The organism is Candidatus Falkowbacteria bacterium (assembly GCA_016699775.1).
GTDB lineage: Bacteria > Patescibacteriota > Patescibacteriia > Patescibacteriales > Patescibacteriaceae > Patescibacterium > Patescibacterium danicum.
Window position 1 is genome coordinate 205,631 of sequence record CP065010.1, and the last position, 16,571, is coordinate 222,201.

General features: G+C 35.1%; 17 protein-coding genes. 6 read left to right on the top strand and 11 right to left on the bottom strand.

The window, feature by feature from the left end:
- Positions 1-8: 8 nt before the first annotated feature.
- Genes IPN41_01075 through IPN41_01085 form a run of 3 tightly spaced genes read right to left on the bottom strand, consistent with a single transcriptional unit; the run spans position 9 to position 3,801 of the window.
- Positions 9-386, bottom strand: coding sequence for a hypothetical protein (locus IPN41_01075; GenBank protein QQS60557.1), 378 nt, complete (start codon positions 384-386; stop codon positions 9-11).
- Positions 387-397: 11 nt separating this feature from the next.
- Positions 398-790 (bottom strand): hypothetical protein, encoded by a 393-nt coding sequence (locus IPN41_01080; GenBank protein QQS60558.1) that lies wholly within the window; start codon positions 788-790, stop codon positions 398-400.
- A gap of 32 nt (positions 791-822) precedes the next feature.
- Positions 823-3,801 (bottom strand): UvrD-helicase domain-containing protein, encoded by a 2,979-nt coding sequence (locus tag IPN41_01085; GenBank protein QQS60559.1) that lies wholly within the window; start codon positions 3,799-3,801, stop codon positions 823-825.
- 238 nt (positions 3,802-4,039) lie between these two features.
- Here IPN41_01085 and IPN41_01090 point away from each other — a divergent pair, with 238 nt between their 5' ends.
- Together IPN41_01090 and IPN41_01095 are read left to right on the top strand one after the other, a co-directional pair.
- Positions 4,040-4,393: a hypothetical protein gene (locus IPN41_01090; protein ID QQS60560.1), complete on the top strand. Its 354-nt coding sequence runs from the start codon at positions 4,040-4,042 to the stop codon at positions 4,391-4,393.
- A 23-nt stretch (positions 4,394-4,416) separates the two neighbouring features.
- A complete protein-coding gene (locus IPN41_01095) occupies positions 4,417-5,037 on the top strand; it encodes a hypothetical protein (GenBank protein QQS60561.1) in 621 nt (206 codons plus the stop codon).
- 69 nt (positions 5,038-5,106) lie between these two features.
- Here IPN41_01095 and IPN41_01100 read toward each other — a convergent pair whose 3' ends face one another.
- The 5 genes from IPN41_01100 to IPN41_01120 form a co-directional block, all read right to left on the bottom strand.
- Complete coding sequence (locus IPN41_01100) at positions 5,107-6,384, bottom strand: insulinase family protein (protein ID QQS60562.1); 1,278 nt, start codon at positions 6,382-6,384, stop codon at positions 5,107-5,109.
- Between the two features lie 146 nt (positions 6,385-6,530).
- Complete coding sequence (locus tag IPN41_01105; protein QQS60563.1) at positions 6,531-7,835, bottom strand: glycine--tRNA ligase; 1,305 nt, start codon at positions 7,833-7,835, stop codon at positions 6,531-6,533.
- 44 nt (positions 7,836-7,879) lie between these two features.
- The gene (locus IPN41_01110; protein QQS60564.1) at positions 7,880-9,190 is read right to left on the bottom strand and encodes an O-antigen ligase family protein; all 1,311 of its coding nucleotides are present in this window, start codon (positions 9,188-9,190) and stop codon (positions 7,880-7,882) included.
- Position 9,191: 1 nt separating this feature from the next.
- Complete coding sequence (locus IPN41_01115) at positions 9,192-10,091, bottom strand: hypothetical protein (GenBank protein ID QQS60565.1); 900 nt, start codon at positions 10,089-10,091, stop codon at positions 9,192-9,194.
- An 8-nt stretch (positions 10,092-10,099) separates the two neighbouring features.
- Entirely contained in the window at positions 10,100-11,077 is a 978-nt protein-coding gene (locus IPN41_01120) for a DNA recombination protein RmuC (GenBank protein ID QQS60792.1), read from the bottom strand.
- Between the two features lie 469 nt (positions 11,078-11,546).
- On the opposite strand from IPN41_01120, the gene IPN41_01125 reads away from it, so the two are divergent.
- From IPN41_01125 to IPN41_01140, 4 genes are all read left to right on the top strand, one after another.
- Positions 11,547-11,687, top strand: coding sequence for a hypothetical protein (locus IPN41_01125; GenBank protein QQS60566.1), 141 nt, complete (start codon positions 11,547-11,549; stop codon positions 11,685-11,687).
- Between the two features lie 191 nt (positions 11,688-11,878).
- On the top strand, positions 11,879-12,304 hold the full coding sequence (locus tag IPN41_01130) for a hypothetical protein (protein QQS60567.1): 426 nt from the start codon (positions 11,879-11,881) through the stop codon (positions 12,302-12,304).
- A complete protein-coding gene (locus tag IPN41_01135) occupies positions 12,297-12,713 on the top strand; it encodes a helix-turn-helix transcriptional regulator (GenBank protein QQS60568.1) in 417 nt (138 codons plus the stop codon). The genes IPN41_01130 and IPN41_01135 overlap by 8 nt, the downstream gene beginning before the upstream one ends.
- 5 nt (positions 12,714-12,718) lie before the next feature.
- Complete coding sequence (locus tag IPN41_01140) at positions 12,719-13,153, top strand: hypothetical protein (protein ID QQS60569.1); 435 nt, start codon at positions 12,719-12,721, stop codon at positions 13,151-13,153.
- Between the two features lie 50 nt (positions 13,154-13,203).
- On the opposite strand, the gene IPN41_01145 is transcribed toward IPN41_01140, so the two are convergent.
- Genes IPN41_01145 through dprA form a run of 3 tightly spaced genes read right to left on the bottom strand, consistent with a single transcriptional unit; the run spans position 13,204 to position 16,549 of the window.
- Complete coding sequence (locus tag IPN41_01145) at positions 13,204-13,578, bottom strand: topoisomerase DNA-binding C4 zinc finger domain-containing protein (protein QQS60570.1); 375 nt, start codon at positions 13,576-13,578, stop codon at positions 13,204-13,206.
- Positions 13,563-15,425: a type I DNA topoisomerase gene (gene topA, locus IPN41_01150; protein ID QQS60571.1), complete on the bottom strand. Its 1,863-nt coding sequence runs from the start codon at positions 15,423-15,425 to the stop codon at positions 13,563-13,565. The genes IPN41_01145 and topA overlap by 16 nt, the downstream gene beginning before the upstream one ends.
- A 41-nt stretch (positions 15,426-15,466) precedes the next feature.
- Complete coding sequence (gene dprA, locus IPN41_01155; protein ID QQS60572.1) at positions 15,467-16,549, bottom strand: DNA-protecting protein DprA; 1,083 nt, start codon at positions 16,547-16,549, stop codon at positions 15,467-15,469.
- Positions 16,550-16,571: the final 22 nt, after the last annotated feature.

The window sequence follows — 16,571 nt, forward strand, 5'->3', positions numbered from 1 at the left end:
TGTTTAGGTTATAAATAGGCGTCAATCGGTTCGCCGACTGTTCCGCCCTTTAAAATTTTTATTCCACTATGATCTGTTCCTAATCCAAGTTCATCTTCCGCACATAACATTCCAGAAGATGGCACTCCTCGTATGATTGCTTCTTTGATTGTTACACCATTTGGTAGTGTAGCACCAAGTAGAGCGACTGGCACAAATTGCCCAGCTTCAATGTTTGGTGCGCCACAAACAATACACATAGTTTGTCCAACATCAACTACGGCGATACGTAATCGATCCGCATTGGGATGAAGTTCAACGTCAGTAATTTTTCCAACCACAACGTTAGGAAATTTTGTTGAAGCTTTAGGACTAAAAAATTTTTGTAGAGCTGAAATAAAAGTCATATTTTTTTGGATTATTCAGGAGTGGTTTTTTCATTTTCACAACTTAATAAGAAAAATTCTAAACCAGACAAGGCACAAAATAGTAAAAATACATTAAGCCAACTAAAAAGATCTTGTGAAAAAAGGAATAAGACACTTGTCACTAAGACGGCTGCGAGTAACGCTTGTCGGAAAGCTATAATAACTGACTGTGTAACCATTTCTTGTTTTAACGCAAAAAAGCGAATGATAAAACCAACAATTGCGCCAGTTCCCGTAATAGCAAAAATCAAAATTAAATAGAAAAGCCCAATGCCCATCCAGTTGGTGGCCATTGGATCAATATTAATAATAAATAAACCGAGCGCTAACCAAAAAATTAGCGTACCGATTGTCATAACCATGAGATAAGATCGGAGAGTCATAACAGTTATTGTAGCTTACCTTTAACGCAAACTCAATAATCAGCTGGCACGGGACCATGCTGACAGTACTTACAATCACTTTGTGAACGTCGTTTAAAGTTACTATGTTTTATTTCCTCAATTAGTTTGATCATATCGTTTTGAACTTTTTCAAGTTCTCCAGGCTTAGCGACAAAAGATTCTGCTTGATTATCTTTTAGGTAATGAAGTGTTAAACGACTGACGATTAGTCCATAGTTAGTTTGAAGGGCTGCTTGATATAAAAGTAGTTGTCGTTTTTCTTTATACTCTATTTTTTTTGGTTTTGTACCGGATTTATAATCAATGATTTCATAGGTTCCATCAGCGAGCTTATCAACGCGGTCAACTGTTCCAGTTAGTTGATAGGTATCAAGGGCTAAGTTAAATTTTTTTTCCAAGAAAACAACTGAAGGTTTTTTTATAGGCAATGAAGCTTGAAAATCAGCCAACATTTTTTTACCTTGCTCTCTATACTTATCAGCTTGCGTGCGATCAGTATAACCATTGTCTTCCCAATATTGATCGTAGTAGGTGAGTAGCTGTTTTAAGGACAATAATTTTTCATCAATCTTTTTTTCGCCAAATAGACTTGGTTGGAAATTACTCTCTAATAGAGGTAATAGAAACTGTCGTAAACATAAGTGTAAGCAACGTCCAAAGACAGCTTGTGGATTATCTTCAAGAGGGATTTTTAATATATAAATAAATTTATAATCCAGTGGACAACGCTCAAAAGTAGTTAGTTGAGAAAAGGAAAATTTTTCGGGAAGTTGATATTTAAATATTGGGGCTACCGTATCTAGAGAGGCAATGTCACGTTCTAGTTCAGTAATATCTTTTTGATTGATTGCTTCAATTGTTAGACCTGCTTCAGCAATAAACAGTGAAGGTTTTTTTTCACGAACCCCGCCGTAATCTTTGGCGCCAGTACAATAAACTCCTTGTTTACCACGAGTGAGAGCCACGTACATTAATCGTCGCTCTTCTTCAAGGTGTGAATCTTTGCTTAAACTTTTTGGTCCACCAAGTTCTTCTGGAATAACAATTTTTTCACCACGGTGAATGGTTGGGAATTTTTTGTCTACCATATTTGGAATAAAGACATGACCAAATTCCAAACCTTTGGCAGCATGAATTGTCATAATTTTAACAGTGTCGGCATCATCAAAGTTAAAACGTAGTCCACCTGTTTCCCCAGCTTCCATTTCTAAATTAATGACATCTAAAAAGTCTTTGAGGGTGCCAGAATTATCAGCAGTCTCAAAGTTTTTTATTTTTCCATAAAACTGATTGAGGTAGTTAAAGATTTCATGATCACGATCCTCATCAAAAAATGGCAGTAAACAATCACGAACAAAGGTCACATAAATTTTTGAGGCTTTATGTTCTTTGGTCATGAGAGCAAAGGCTCTGACGCTTTCAACTAGCTTTTTAGCAGCCTTTTTTCCTTCAGCCGAAATTTCAGTGACACTATCTATTTTTTCTATAGTTTCAAATAAAGACCAGAGCTTGCGTCGAGCCCATTTGGTTAAGATTAGAAGATCTGAATGAGACATTTTAAAGCACGGTAGGTTTAAGACGCGGTACAGGGCTGAGGGTTCATGGTAATTATCAAGTAGTTGTAGATAGGCAATACAATCAAGGATTACTGGCTTATAGTACAACCCTTTCAGTGATACAAAGTGATTAGGAATATTGCGACGAGTTAATTCTTTGGTAAAAGTGTCTGCGGTAGAATTAGCACGAACTAAAATTGCAATGTCGGCCCAGCTTTCTGCTTGCTTGTTATCGTGTAATGCTTGAACCATATCCGCAACGGCCTGAGTCTCAGAGGACTCAATTGAAAACTGTAAAGATCGCACTTCACTTTTTTTAATTTTTCCAGATGCCGTTAAATGTTTATTAATCTTTAATTTTTCTTCTAAGCGATTGGGATTATTATGTTTGATAAAGGTATAGGCAGAGTTTAAAATTTCTTGGCCGGAGCGATAATTTTCCGTTAAGACAATTTCTTGGGCTTTTGGGAAATCATCTTTAAACTGCATGATGTTTGAAAGTGAAGCACCACGAAAACGATAAATACTTTGGTCATCATCTCCAACGGCAACTAAATTATTATCTGGTGTTGCTAATAATTTAATAAGTTCATATTGCGAAGTATTGGTATCTTGAAACTCATCAACCATGATGTACTTAAATTGTGTTCGGTAGTGTTCAAGAATATTTGGTCGCTCTTTGAAGAGTTTAATTGTGTAGGTAATCAAGTCACCAAAGTCCATTAGACCATTATCAAGTAGTAATTTGTTGTAGGTGTGGTAGGCATCAGATAATTCAGTTAGCCGAGCAAGGTCAAGTTCCTCTGATTTAATTTCGTCAGTTGATTCGTCTGTAGTAATTTTTTTAGATTTTGTAGTTTTAGATTTGATTGGTTCTTGTTCATTATGCTTTGGAGTTGAATCAGTTTTTGTTTTTAGATTTTTTACATATTCAAGATACCGAGCTGGTGAAATATTCTCATCTTTAAGTCTGGAAAAATGAGAAATTAATTCATGAATAAATTTTGTTGGATCACCCAGGGGTTTATAATAATCCAAATTAAAAGCGTCAAGATTTTTTTTAATCAAAATCCATTGCTCTGTTTGTGTTAGGATCTTGAAAGCAGGGGACAACCCAATATCAAGGGCGTGATCACGTAGGATACGCTCACCAAAACTATGAAAGGTGTTGATCCATAAATTTACATATCCATAGGGAAGTAATTTGTCAGCTCGTTCTTCAAGTTCACCCGCACCTTTTTCTGTGAAAGTGGTGATTAAGATCTGGTCAGGTGAAATATTTTTTTCTTGAATTAAATAGGCGAGGCGATTAATTAAAACAGTTGTTTTTCCTGTTCCAGCTCCGGCCACAATTAAAAGAGGACCGTCAGTATGTGTGACAGCCTGTTTTTGAGCGGGGTTGAGAGTTGAGAGGAGGTCAATTTGTTGCTTCATAGATACAGTCATTTTATCATATGCAAATCAATTTAGGCAATTATAGAAAATGGCTAAGGTAAGCAGAATATTACTATTATATATTGACAAAATTTATTAAATATGCTATTAAATTATAATAGCTAGTTTTTTGACAATCTGTGATTTAGGTTATATTTATTGGATTTTTTGAGCCTTTCTTGCTGAGGAGGGTTGGGGAAATCCAATAATTAAAAAACTAAATTCAAAGGAGAAGTAAATGAAAAAGTTTCTAAATGTATTATTCATCTTATTGTTTGTTACAATCGGATGTAGTAATGAAAAAAACGAACCAAAGTTTTCAATTTCCCCCGATTCTGAGGAATATTTTAATCGGGAAAGAACATCATTAATCCTCGGATATTATATATCTCTCCGAAAGGAAATCAGTTGCGAAACAGAGCAGACACTTGATGGGCCTGGGGTATGTATTATATATATTCCAAAAGAAATAGAATACATAAGCTCTGCCGTCGGTGACCCCTACTCATCTTTAAGTGTTAAATATAAAGATGTTCAGTATACACTTAGTTGCCCTCCCGCAAAGGACATAATTATAAAATATAAAGACTAAACTAAAACGAAAGGAGTAACAAAATGAACAGTAAAAATTTAATAGCTTTAATTTTGTTTGCGATCGCAGTAATATTTTCTTCAAAACCAGTGCTAAGTCAACCCAGTGAATGTTGGAAAAATTTAGTTCTGAAACCGCAAACTGTTAGTGCGGGTGATAACTCCTATGAAATAAAGGGTCAGGTTGTATATTTTTGGGATGTTAAATATTTTCAAAAATTACAGCATGATGAAGTCGGAGTACACTACCACTTTGCAAGCGGAAAAACAGAAAGCTGGGATCACTTAACTCTTTATATAACCCCAGACAGTAATTTAACAGTTTATTCGAGGGAAGTAATGACAACAAATTTTGTTATGGGCCTGGTAAGGTGTTATAATGTTTCTCGTGCACGGGAGATAATACAGAGTAGATATTCCGATTATCTTAAAGGCGACATAGCTAAGGATACATTGAATGATCCCATTATTTATATGGGGGATGAGCATTTTCCCAAATGGGATTATGTTTCATTGTACGAAGGGAAGGTTATTATTACGTACAATATAGAGACCGGGGATACAAGCTTAGAATTTATTGGCATGAAACCCGTTGAATCAGAAATTTTTACGTTACCAACATTTGAATTAATCCCTAAAGAATAGGATTGATCAAATGATTTAGAAGGCCAGATTTCATTGTTGATTTCTGGCTTTTTTATTTCTTATACTATTTCAACAACTTTCTAAACTGTCCCTCATTCTTATATGGTCCAATAACCGCAAGGTTAAGACCTTTTGGATTAAATATTTTTTTAGCAACTCGGCGAATATCTTCGGCCGAGATTTTTTTATGATAGCCAGAAATTCGTTAGGTGTGAGAAGTGGTTTGCGATTGCCTCCTGCTTGTTGAGCTCGAATAACTAATTGTCGTCCATACCAATTAGCAATATCATCTGGACCTTCAAGACTTAGTAAAATACGACCAGTGATAAACTGCTTAATCTTTTTTAATTCTTCGTCTGGCATTAATTCAGTTGTGAGTCGTTTATATTCTTGAACAATAATTGAAATGGCTTTTTCAACTTTATCAACCGGCACACCTGCTTGGGTGGCTAGGTAGCCTGTGTCAGAATAGGTTTCAGCACCAGTGCGAACATAATAGCAAAGTCCGTTTCGTTCACGTAGATTTAGAAACAAACGAGCACTCATTGATCCACCTAGAGCAGTGGCAATAATTTTATGAATAAATTCTTCGTTATTTCCGTAAGCGGCGGTGCGAACACCAAGTGAAAGATGAGCTTGATCGGTTTTTTTGTATTCTAGTCTAATTGCAGGAGTGGTTTGTTTTTCTTTGACTGGTAGTTTTGCTTTAGCCTGTCCTTTGGCCCAGCCTTTGAAAAAGTTATTAATTAAAGTAGTGGCACCTTTTGGAATATCACCAGCCACACATACAAATGAATTTGAGGTTTTATATTGATTCTTGAAATAGGTGATAAAATCTTGACGCTTAAAACCAGCAATATTTTCTTTGGTTCCAATTGTATCCCAACCAGCTGGTGTGTCACCATATAAACATTGTTCAAAGACATCTTCAATACGCATGATTGGATTATCAAGATACATATTCACTTCCTCAATAATTACGCCTTTCTCGCGATCAATCTCTTCGGCTTCAAACTTTGAATTCAGTAACATATCTGACAAAACATCTAAGGCTAGTTTTGTTTCTTGTTTGGCAACCTTAATCCAATAGCCGGTATATTCTTTGGAAGTAAAAGCATTATATTCACCGCCAACTCGATCAAGAGTTGAGGAAATTATTTGGGTGTTAGGTCGGTTAGTTGTGCCTTTGAAAAACATGTGTTCAAGAAAGTGTGAAAGTCCACTGGTTTTTCTGTCCTCATATTTTGACCCTGTAGCTATCATCACTAAAATAGCTGTCGTTTTGGCGCCAGTCATTGGGACAGTTAGTAAGTTTAATCCGTTAGCAAGTTTTTTTATTTGTGGCATAGAGTTTTTTTATTATGTCATCCCCGCGTAGGCGGGGATCTGGGTAAAATTTTTATCTCAGATTATTCACGAGGTCCCCGACCAAGTCGGGGATGACAGTGAAGAATCGGGGATGACAGAGAGGGGGGGGGTGGCAGAGAATTATTTTACAATCTCTCTAGTATATAACTTTCCAACTCATTAATCTTAATTCTTGTTTGCTCCATTGAATCACGTTCACGGACAGTAACATCATGGTTTTCTAAACTATCAAAATCTACAGTAATACAAAATGGTGTGCCGATTTCATCTTGACGACGATAGCGCTTCCCAACATTTCCATTATCATCAAATTCACAAGGGCAGACTTTTTTAAACTTCGCATACACTTCACGGGCTTTGGCTACTAACTCAGGTTTATTTTTCATTAAGGGGAATACAGCTAGTTTAACCGGTGCAAGTTTTGCTGGGAGTCGTAGGACAACGCGTGTATCTTCGCCATTAATTTCTTCATCATAGGCTGAAAGCAAGACGGCTAGGACTGTTCGTTCAACACCGAGTGATGGTTCAATAACATGTGGTGTATATTTTTTTCCTTCATCATCTGTATAATCAAGGCCATGATTTTTTAAATCAAAGTCTGTACGATAGGCAAGGCCATATAATTCTTTGGTGCCAAATGGATATTTATATTCAAAGTCAATAGTTTTTTTTGAATAATGAGCTCGTTCACCATCTGGAACATCAACTTCATGAATTTCTGATTCATAGTCAATACCTAAATCTTTTATCCAGTTGACCATTTCCATTTTCCAAGCTTCAAAGTAACCTTCCCAATCACTGTCTTTTTCCGGAGCGGGAATAAAATACTCAATTTCCATTTGTTCAAATTCACGGGTGCGGAAAATAAAATTTCCTGGTGTAATTTCATTACGAAAGGCTTTGCCAATTTGGCCAACACCAAAAGGAAGTTTTTTGCGAGCCGTATCAATAATATTTTTAAAATTAATGAAAATACCTTGGGCAGTTTCTGGTCGGAAATAGACAGTGCTATTTTCGTTTTCCACAGGACCAAGAAAAGTTTTTAACATTAAATTAAATTGTTTGGCTTCGGTAAATTCGTGGGCTTTTTTATCAGCTGGACAGACAGAATCGATCATATCTTCTCTATATCGATTATGACATTTTTTGCATTCCACTAGCGGGTCAGAAAAGGTTGCGACGTGACCGCTCGCTTCCCAGACTTTGGTGTTTAAAAGTAATGAGCTATCTAGCCCAACCATATCATCACGCTCAGTGACAAACCGTTTCCACCAGAGTTGTTTAATATTATTTTTTAACTCAACGCCTAACGGACCATAGTCCCAGCTATTGGCAAGTCCACCATAGATTTCTGATCCAGGAAAAATAAAGCCTCGGCGTTTGCACAAAGACATGATTTTTTCCATGTGGTCTGATTGTTGTTCTTTCATAGATAAGTCTTTGAATTAATATTTTAACAATATACTACCTTATTTCATTCTGTCAAAGCTTTGCTTTTTTGACCTGAAGCTATGAGACCCAAAACCGTCGCAGAAAATACTATGCCAAAATGTAAACTAAATAGCCAATGTTCAAATACTGCAATAACCAGCAATGCTATTGATAGAGCTATGATTAACCAGCGATGCTTAGAAGCGCTCTGTTTAAAAACATAGATAAGGAAAGAGATAATGCTTAGTAGTAATAAGAGCACTCCAATGGCACCAATTTCAACCAATAATAAGGCAAGGCTATTGTGGACTGGCTGATAAAACCAACTTAATTTTTTTGGATTAATTTCTTTAAGCGCCAAGGTGTAGGTGCTAATTCCAAAACCAACCATTGGTTTTTTGAAAAATAAAGTTTTGCTTGAATCAACACCATCAAGCCGTTCAGCAATTGAAATTTGTTCTAATCTGGTATCACCTGATATTCGTGGAGTTAAAAGATAGCTATATTGAGTCGTGATCAGAAAGAGAACTATTCCAATGGCTGCTAACCAAGCAAATAAATCTACCCAGTGTTTATTTTTATTTAAAAAATAATATATCAGCGTAACAACGAGACCAAGCCCGGCGGCAATCCAGGACGCCCGAGAAAAAGAGACGATTGTTCCGGCTGTTAAGACGGCAATAGAGATAATTAAAATCCCGCCCTCAAATTTATTTTTTGCATCTTTTCGAAATAGCCATAGCCAAGAAGCTAAAATTAATGTAATTGCCATCACTCCGCCAAAGATATTTGGATGATCAAGGCTGCCATAGGCTCGTAACCAACGTTCAACAAATCCATCAGGTGCCACCGCTTCAATTACTGATGTTCCTAATTCATTTGCATCATGACTGGCAAGTCCAAGCCACTTTGTAGCAAAAGAAGATTGGTTGAGAAACTGCCAGATTCCAAGTAGACCACTGAGCATTGCACCAGACACAAAAGCCAGGGTAGCTTTTCGGAAAGGAAGTTTAGCAACTAGATATAACAAGGAAATTCCGAGAAGCCAGATAATAAATTTATAAAAAGATAAAAAGGTATCAAGACTAAACGGGATAATGATCAGACAGAAAACTACAAAGAGTAAAATCAGTGGGCGGTATAATGGTTTTCTGAGATATATAACAAGTTCTTTTTTTGAAAGAATAAAGATAGTCAGGGCAATGAGAATTAATATGTCTAGAGCATACAGACTATATGTACCATATTCCCAGACACCATTATTAATCATTCCTTGGTGAATAATCCAGCGGGTTTGCCAGGGGAGCAGAAATAAAATTAGATATAAAAAATAGGTAGTAAAACGATTCAACATATTATAAATTAATTCCAAAGTGTTGCAGTCTTTTATTATATTCAGACTTAAAATATTCACGACGATCAATAGTATGTAGTTTTAAAATGTGATCATTAATAATCACTTGTTTATTTTGGTTGGCTAATTTTTTTATTGCCGGAGACATTAAATGTTCTTGAATTTTTTTTGCGATTTTTTCTAAAAAATTAAAAGTTTTAAATGCTGTCTTTTTGGTTGATTTTTCTTGAAAGTAATATCGGGGTTGGTTGTTTGGGATTTGCCAGTTAGGTAGCTTATTTTTTAACCATGAGTTGGCTTTAATTAATGCATTAAAAATTTCTGAGCTTCCATATAACGGTAATAGGCCGCTTAGCCAATAGGTAAAGTAAAAATCATCCTCAACTTGGCATAATGATACATCTAGAGCACTATCATCAACTAAAAAACTTAAGCAGAGTTGATCCTTATTTTTTTTGGCGGTGGGTCGTAAACCAAAAATTTTTAAAATAATTGTGGCAGAAACTTTAACAAACCAGAGACGATTAGTTTTGGTAATAATAAATAAATCAGTGTCACTGCTGGCTCGTAGATTATGAGAGCCAATAATATTGGCTAAGCAAATAAGTTGAATCCCGGGTAACCAGCGAATAAGTCGTAAACGACGTTTGGCTGTTACTATTTTTCTATTAGCTTCAAGGTAGCGTTGTCGGCGGATTGAAATAAGTTCCCCGCGACCTGGTAAAAAAACAAACCCGTCTTTTGTTTCTAAAGGTAGGGTATTTGTTTCTATAGTTTCTATAATTTCATGTAGGCTGGCACCAACAGGTACATATTGCCAAATTTCAAAAGTTGAAAGTGGATAATCAAAAATATCAAAGTAGGCGACTGTTTTGATAATAGCTTGGGATAGCGAGGACATGATAATAATTAATCATTTTCTAACAAAGGCTTTTCAACTTCTATGGCATCAATTGAAGATTCCAAGCCGGTAATTTTAATTACATCTTTATCAACTTTTTTAAATTCTTTGTAGGCACTATTAAAGTGGTTAACTGTAGTTGACATACTGGTACCCAATTTTTGCATGTAGGTATTATAGACAGTCAAATGCTGACTTAATTTTTCAACATTAGCGCGAATCGTGATGGCAGTTTCTTCAATGTGCATGGCTCGTAACCCTTGCAAGACTGTTTGTAAGTAGGCTAAGAAAGAAGTTGGTGAAACAATAATAACTTTATACTTACTAGCAGCTCGTTGAATTAAATTTTCTGTTTCCTCAGTGACAGCTCCAATTTTGTTAATAATTAAATCATAGTAAATTGCTTCATGCGGAATAAACATAAAGGCAAAATCCATAGTTCCTTTTTCCGGTTGAATATATTTTGAGGTTTCAATAATTCGATTTTTTAAATCACTTAAAAATATTTTTTCGAAGCGTTCTTTTTCAACTGGGTCATTTGTCTCACTAATACGATTATAATTTTCCAAAGAAAATTTTGAGTCAATGGGAATGATTTTATCTTTCACAAAAACTGCTGCATCAACAATCGTGCCATCAGGAAAACCAAACTGCATTTGATAACTACCAGCGGGCATAACATTTTTTAATAATGTTTCCAAATAGTATTCTCCGAGTACACCTCGTTGTTTTGGATTTTTTAAAATATCTTGAAGGCTTTGTAACTGACCAGAAAAATTCACAACCTGACGATTAGTTTCATCAAGTTTAGTAAGCTTCTCAGTTACATCAGAAATGAGTTTGGCTGATTGACCACTGATGGCTTGAATAATTTTAGTTGTTTCTCCAAATTGCCGACTATGAGCAGCATGAGTTTCGGAAAGTTTTTCATCAAGGATTTTTCGCATTTCACGATTTTGTTCATTCAAGCCACTGAGCCGTTCCATTAAGGCTCCCAATTCGCCAGTACCAGAGGATTGAGGTCGTTTTAGAAAAACAATAATCGCCGTGATAATTCCACCGGTAATGAGGATGCCGAAGATAAGTATTAATGAAAATAGAGAAGAATTGTCCATATATGATAGTTTTAGTATACTCTAAATAGGAATGATAATGAAATTTGAATTTGGTTGTTTATAGGTAAGTTTTTACTTTATCATTCTGCCCTCTGAGAGGGCAAGTTTTATAACTTTTTAATTAATGAATTCTGGATTCTTATTATTAATAAGATAAGCTTTATAGCATTATAACCTTATAACTTTCTACTAATTTTTATGTCACATTCATTTTTTTCCTGGAAAGCCCGCCATTCGTTTGTTATGCCTATAGTTTATTTTCTATTGGGTTTTCTGGTGGCGTGGTTAATGTCAGCGGATACGTTTCGGTATATGTTTAATACAATGCTCGGTCAATAATATGAAAAGTAGGGGACGAACAAAGGTAGGCAGTAGTCGTGGAAATCCAGGTTATCGGACACCAAGTTTTTTTAAGAATAAACCGGTGAGTGGTAAAAATGTAATCAATAATGCAAAGATGAAAAAAGATCTTAAGTTTTAATATAAGAAAGTTAGTTTGGATTATTCTCACTTATAACTGACATTATATAAAATTGGGTGCTTACCCTTTTTTTAATATTGAATTATAATTTTTTATCTAATATTAAAGAAAATTTTTGTCTATTGACAATATTATATCCAATAGGATATAATGAAACAACCTTTATCTCCCTCCTTAATAAAGAAATAAATATGGAAGCTGTTTACTATTATGATCCAGAATTAGAATACTGCCCAGTAAAGAATTATTTTGAACAATATAGAAATCATCCACAAGATAGTCCAAAGCAAAAAGATAGAAACTTACGAATGCTAGTTGATATTCGTGGAAAAATAGATATGGTTATTCTGAACAATGGAAGGCCTATACCACCAATCTCCACACCTTTGAAGGAATATGGTTGCATTGAAATTCATCACCGAAAAAATAAAGATGTTCTTATTAGAATTATTTATTTTAGGAGTGAATCTAAAATTGTGTTAGTGCATTCGTTTGAAAAACCTAGCAATTATTCCAGTAATAAAGAAAGGAAGAAAATTGATCATGAATTTGAAATTGCGAAAAAAAGAAAATTGTTATTTATTAGTAACCCTACATTATATGAAAAATATGAATAAAAAAAATAATGATATATTGGCTGATATTAAAAGTCATAAGAAGTTTTTAGAATATTCTAATAATACTGGAGTAAGATTAAGATTGGCAGTTGAAGTATTTAATGCAAGAGAAAGATTGGGTCTTAATCAGCAGCAGTTGGCTATGAAACTTGGATCAACACAGAAAGTAGTATCAAGAATAGAGAATGGGGAGGTTAATATAGGAATCGAGTTTTTGAATAGATTAAAAATAGCTTTAAATTTTAGTACAGAAGTTTTATCTCGGGTGTTTAATTTAGAAATGCCCGCTATTCTTCAGGTGCAATTTGTTGCACGTGATAGTAGTATGGAGGATAGTATTCATAACACTTCAAAAAAATGCTTAACAGTTACAAATAGCACTGTTAATTTAAGTATAATTAATAAATAAGGTATATGAAACATATTTGGACAGTATTGTGTCAAAAATCATCCATAGATTTTGAAACTAATCTTTTAAGTCTCTTTAATTGTGTTGAGCAGCTCGATTTAGAAATTGAAAAGTCTAAACAGTTAGTCGAGAATTTAGTTTTACCTATAGAATTAAGTTTAATAAGTTTTTGGATAATTGAGGATTCAAATCAAGATAATAATTTAGAGATGAAATATCAATTAACAGACCCTAATAAAAAAATTCTTAATCAGTTTAATTACAAGTTTGAAATAAAAAAGGGTTCCGTGAGATTCAGAAATAGAATTCATATTCAAGGTTTGAATATATCGGTACCAGGAAGATATACAATAAATATAATGCAAAAAAAAGATGGTAGTATTGGAGAGTTTGTTGAAGTTTTAAATTTGCCAGTAGATGTAAATATTACTTATAAGTAATATTTTAAAGAAATACCAGATTCTATAAAAAATTTGGTATTTTTTATATTCTACTTCCCATACTCACACCCTTTAGCACTACATTTAGGTGTGTCTTTCCCTTCAACTAATGGTGCTCCACAATCAGGGCACATATCGCCTGTAGGTTTTGAGTTAAAAGCTGTTTTGCAATCAGGGTAGCGATCACAGGCATAGAAGATTCCGCGTCGACTGCGTTTTTGAACTATATTCCCTTCTTTGCATTTCGGACATTTAATGGTCGGTCCTTCGCTGACATTTAGATTTTTAATATTTTTACATTTTGGATAATTACTACAGCCAAGAAATGGTCCAAAGCGACCAGTTTTAATCACCATTGGACTTTCACATTTCTCACAAACATCATCTTTGTGTTTTTCAGTTAAAGCTTTCATTTTCTCATCCATTTCCGGTGAGTTTTTGTCATTGATTTTATATTTTTACATTCTGGGAAATTGCTACAACCAAGAAACGGACCAAAGCGACCAGTTTTAATCACCATTGGACTACCACATTTCTCACATTTCTCATCAGACATTTTTTCTGGCATGACATCATCTTTACTAACCTCATCATATTTAGCTGTGAGGTTAGCATGAAACGGACCATAGAACTCATTAAGAACTGGTTGCCATTCTTTAGCACCTTCAGCAATTTCATCTAAATCATTTTCAAGTTTCGCGGTAAATTCTAGATCAACAATCTTTGGAAAATGAGCAATTAGTAAATCAATGACAATTCCGGCAATGTCAGTTGGTTTTAATCGTTTATTTTCATCACGGTTAACATAATTTCTCGCTTCAATCGTACTGATAGTTGGAGCATAGGTTGAAGGTCGTCCAATACCAAATTTTTCTAATTCTTTAACCAAGGTTGCATCACTGTAGCGGGCTGGTGGTTTGGTAAAATGTTGCTCTGGTTTAAGTTCTTTCAAATCAACAATTTCTTTTTCTTGTACATCTGGTAATAGTGTTTCCTGACTTTTTTCAGGATAAATTTGTAAGTAACCAGGAAAGAAAATTGTTTGACCGGTAGCACGAAATTCAGCGCGTCCGGCTGTAACATCAATTGCCACTTGATCTAATTCAGCTGGTGGCATTTGACTGGCCACAGCTCGTTGCCAAATTAAACGATAGAGTTTTAATTGATTGGGTGCTAAGTATTCTTTTAGATTATCTGGAGTGCGCGTAACTTCAGAAGGACGAATTGCTTCGTGGGCTTCTTGAGCGCCTTTTGATTTTGTTTTAAAACGACGAGCTTCACTTAATGCATATTCTTTGCCAAGAGTAGAAGTTAAATGTTCGCGTGCTTCATCAAGAAATTTTTGTGATAGATTTAGTGAATCAGTTCGCATGTAGGTAATCAAACCAACACTGCCTTCGCTACCCAGTTCAATACCTTCATATAATTGTTGAGCCAACATCATTGTTTGTTTGGCGGAAAAACCAAGCATGCGGTTGGCGGTTTGCTGTAGACTTGAAGTTGTAAAAGGAGCAGGGGCTGTTTTTTTTGCTCGCTTTTTTTCAACGCTTTGGACTGTATATTTTTCTTTGCTTAATTCGGTTACTAGGGCGTTAGCGGTTTCATCATTTTTTATTTCTAATTTATCAAGAGCCTTGCCGTCAAGTTTATTAAGCTCAGCGCTAAACTCTTGTTTATCTGGTGTAATTAAATCTGCAGTTAGGCTCCAGTATTCATCAGTTTTAAAAGCCTCAATTTCTCGTTCACGCTCTACAATTAATCGAACAGCGACAGATTGCACACGTCCGGCTGATAAACCACGTGCAACTTTTTTCCATAGAAATGGAGAAAGTTCATAGCCAACTAATCGATCCAATATTCGACGAGCTTGTTGCGCATTAACTAATTTGTCATCAATCGTCCGTGGATGAGCTAAGGCTTCTTCAATAGCTTCTCGTGTAATTTCATGAAAAACAATTCGTTGAGTTTTATCAGTCGATAATTTAAGTGCTTCCGCTAAGTGCCAAGCAATAGCTTCTCCTTCGCGGTCTTCATCAGAGGCTAGAATTACTTCAGTGGCCTTATCTGCCAACTTCTTTAATTTAGTAACGGTTTTTTTTGCCTTGGTTGGAATAATATATTGAGGCATAAAGTCATGCTCAACATCAATGCCTAATTTTGATTTTGGTAAATCACGAATATGACCAAAAGAAGATTCTACAGCAAAATCTTTACCAAGAAATTTGGCAATAGTTTTGGCTTTGGTAGGTGACTCAACGATTACTAGTTTCATGAATTTTATTACAAATTAATAAAAGAGGGGAGAACATTTTTCTATAAAATACGAATATACTGCATATTTCCAATATTTTTGACGAGGCCATTTATTTCCATAATAGTCAGTCTACTGTTTATTGTACTCATGTCAAGTTGAGTCAGCTCTACTAGCTCATTAATATGACGCGGTTCAAATTCTAAAAATTTTAAAATTTCTTCTTCTTTTTCTGAAGCCTGAAGTTTGGTTGCAGTTGGTGTTTGATCTAGAGTTACATTCATTCCTAATATAGAAAAAATGTCCTGAGTTTCGGTAATCGGCCAGGCTCCAAGTTTAATAAGGTTATTTGTTCCTTGGGATGAAGGTGAAAAAATGGATCCGGGAACTGCCATTACTTCTCGATTTTCAGCCAGGGCAAAGCGAGCGGTAATTAAGGCTCCTGATTTTTCTGAAGCTTCAATAACGAGAGTTGCCTGAGCTAGCCCAGCAATTATCCGATTACGTCTTGGAAAATTATTTTTTAGCGGAGGTGTATCTGGTGGAAATTCGGATAACAAGCAACCATCTTTAATAATTTCTTCTGCTAAACTTTTATTGATTGAAGGATAAATAGTATCCAATCCAGTGCCAAGAACAGCCGCCGTTTTTCCATTATTGTCTAAAGTTACTTGATGAGCCTCAGTATCAATACCTAGTGCTAGTCCGCTTATAATAAGGAAGCCAGCTTGTGTAAGTTCACTAATAATTTTTTTTACAACTTGTTTGCCATAAAAACTAGCTTGTCGTGGACCAACCACGGCGATTGATGGCTGATCAAAAATTTCTAAATTTCCACGATAATATAATACGAGTGGAGGGTTATGAATGTGCAGTAGTAATTTTGGATATAGGAGTTCGTCGGTTGTAATAAATTCAATCCGCAAACTTTCAAGTTGATCAAGATATTTTTCTATCTCAAACGTTTTTCGGAAATTAATCAGTTCAGTAACTTCTATGGCTTGCATTCCTGATTTTAATAAATTTGTTTCCGAAGCATTCCAAATCTTTTCCCAACTATTAAAAAAGCCCCTCAAGCGTTTAAGGCGAGAGGGACTTAATGTTGGACATTGACTGAGAGCCAGAAGAAAATGTTTTTCTTGCATACGACTTATTATATTTACTTTA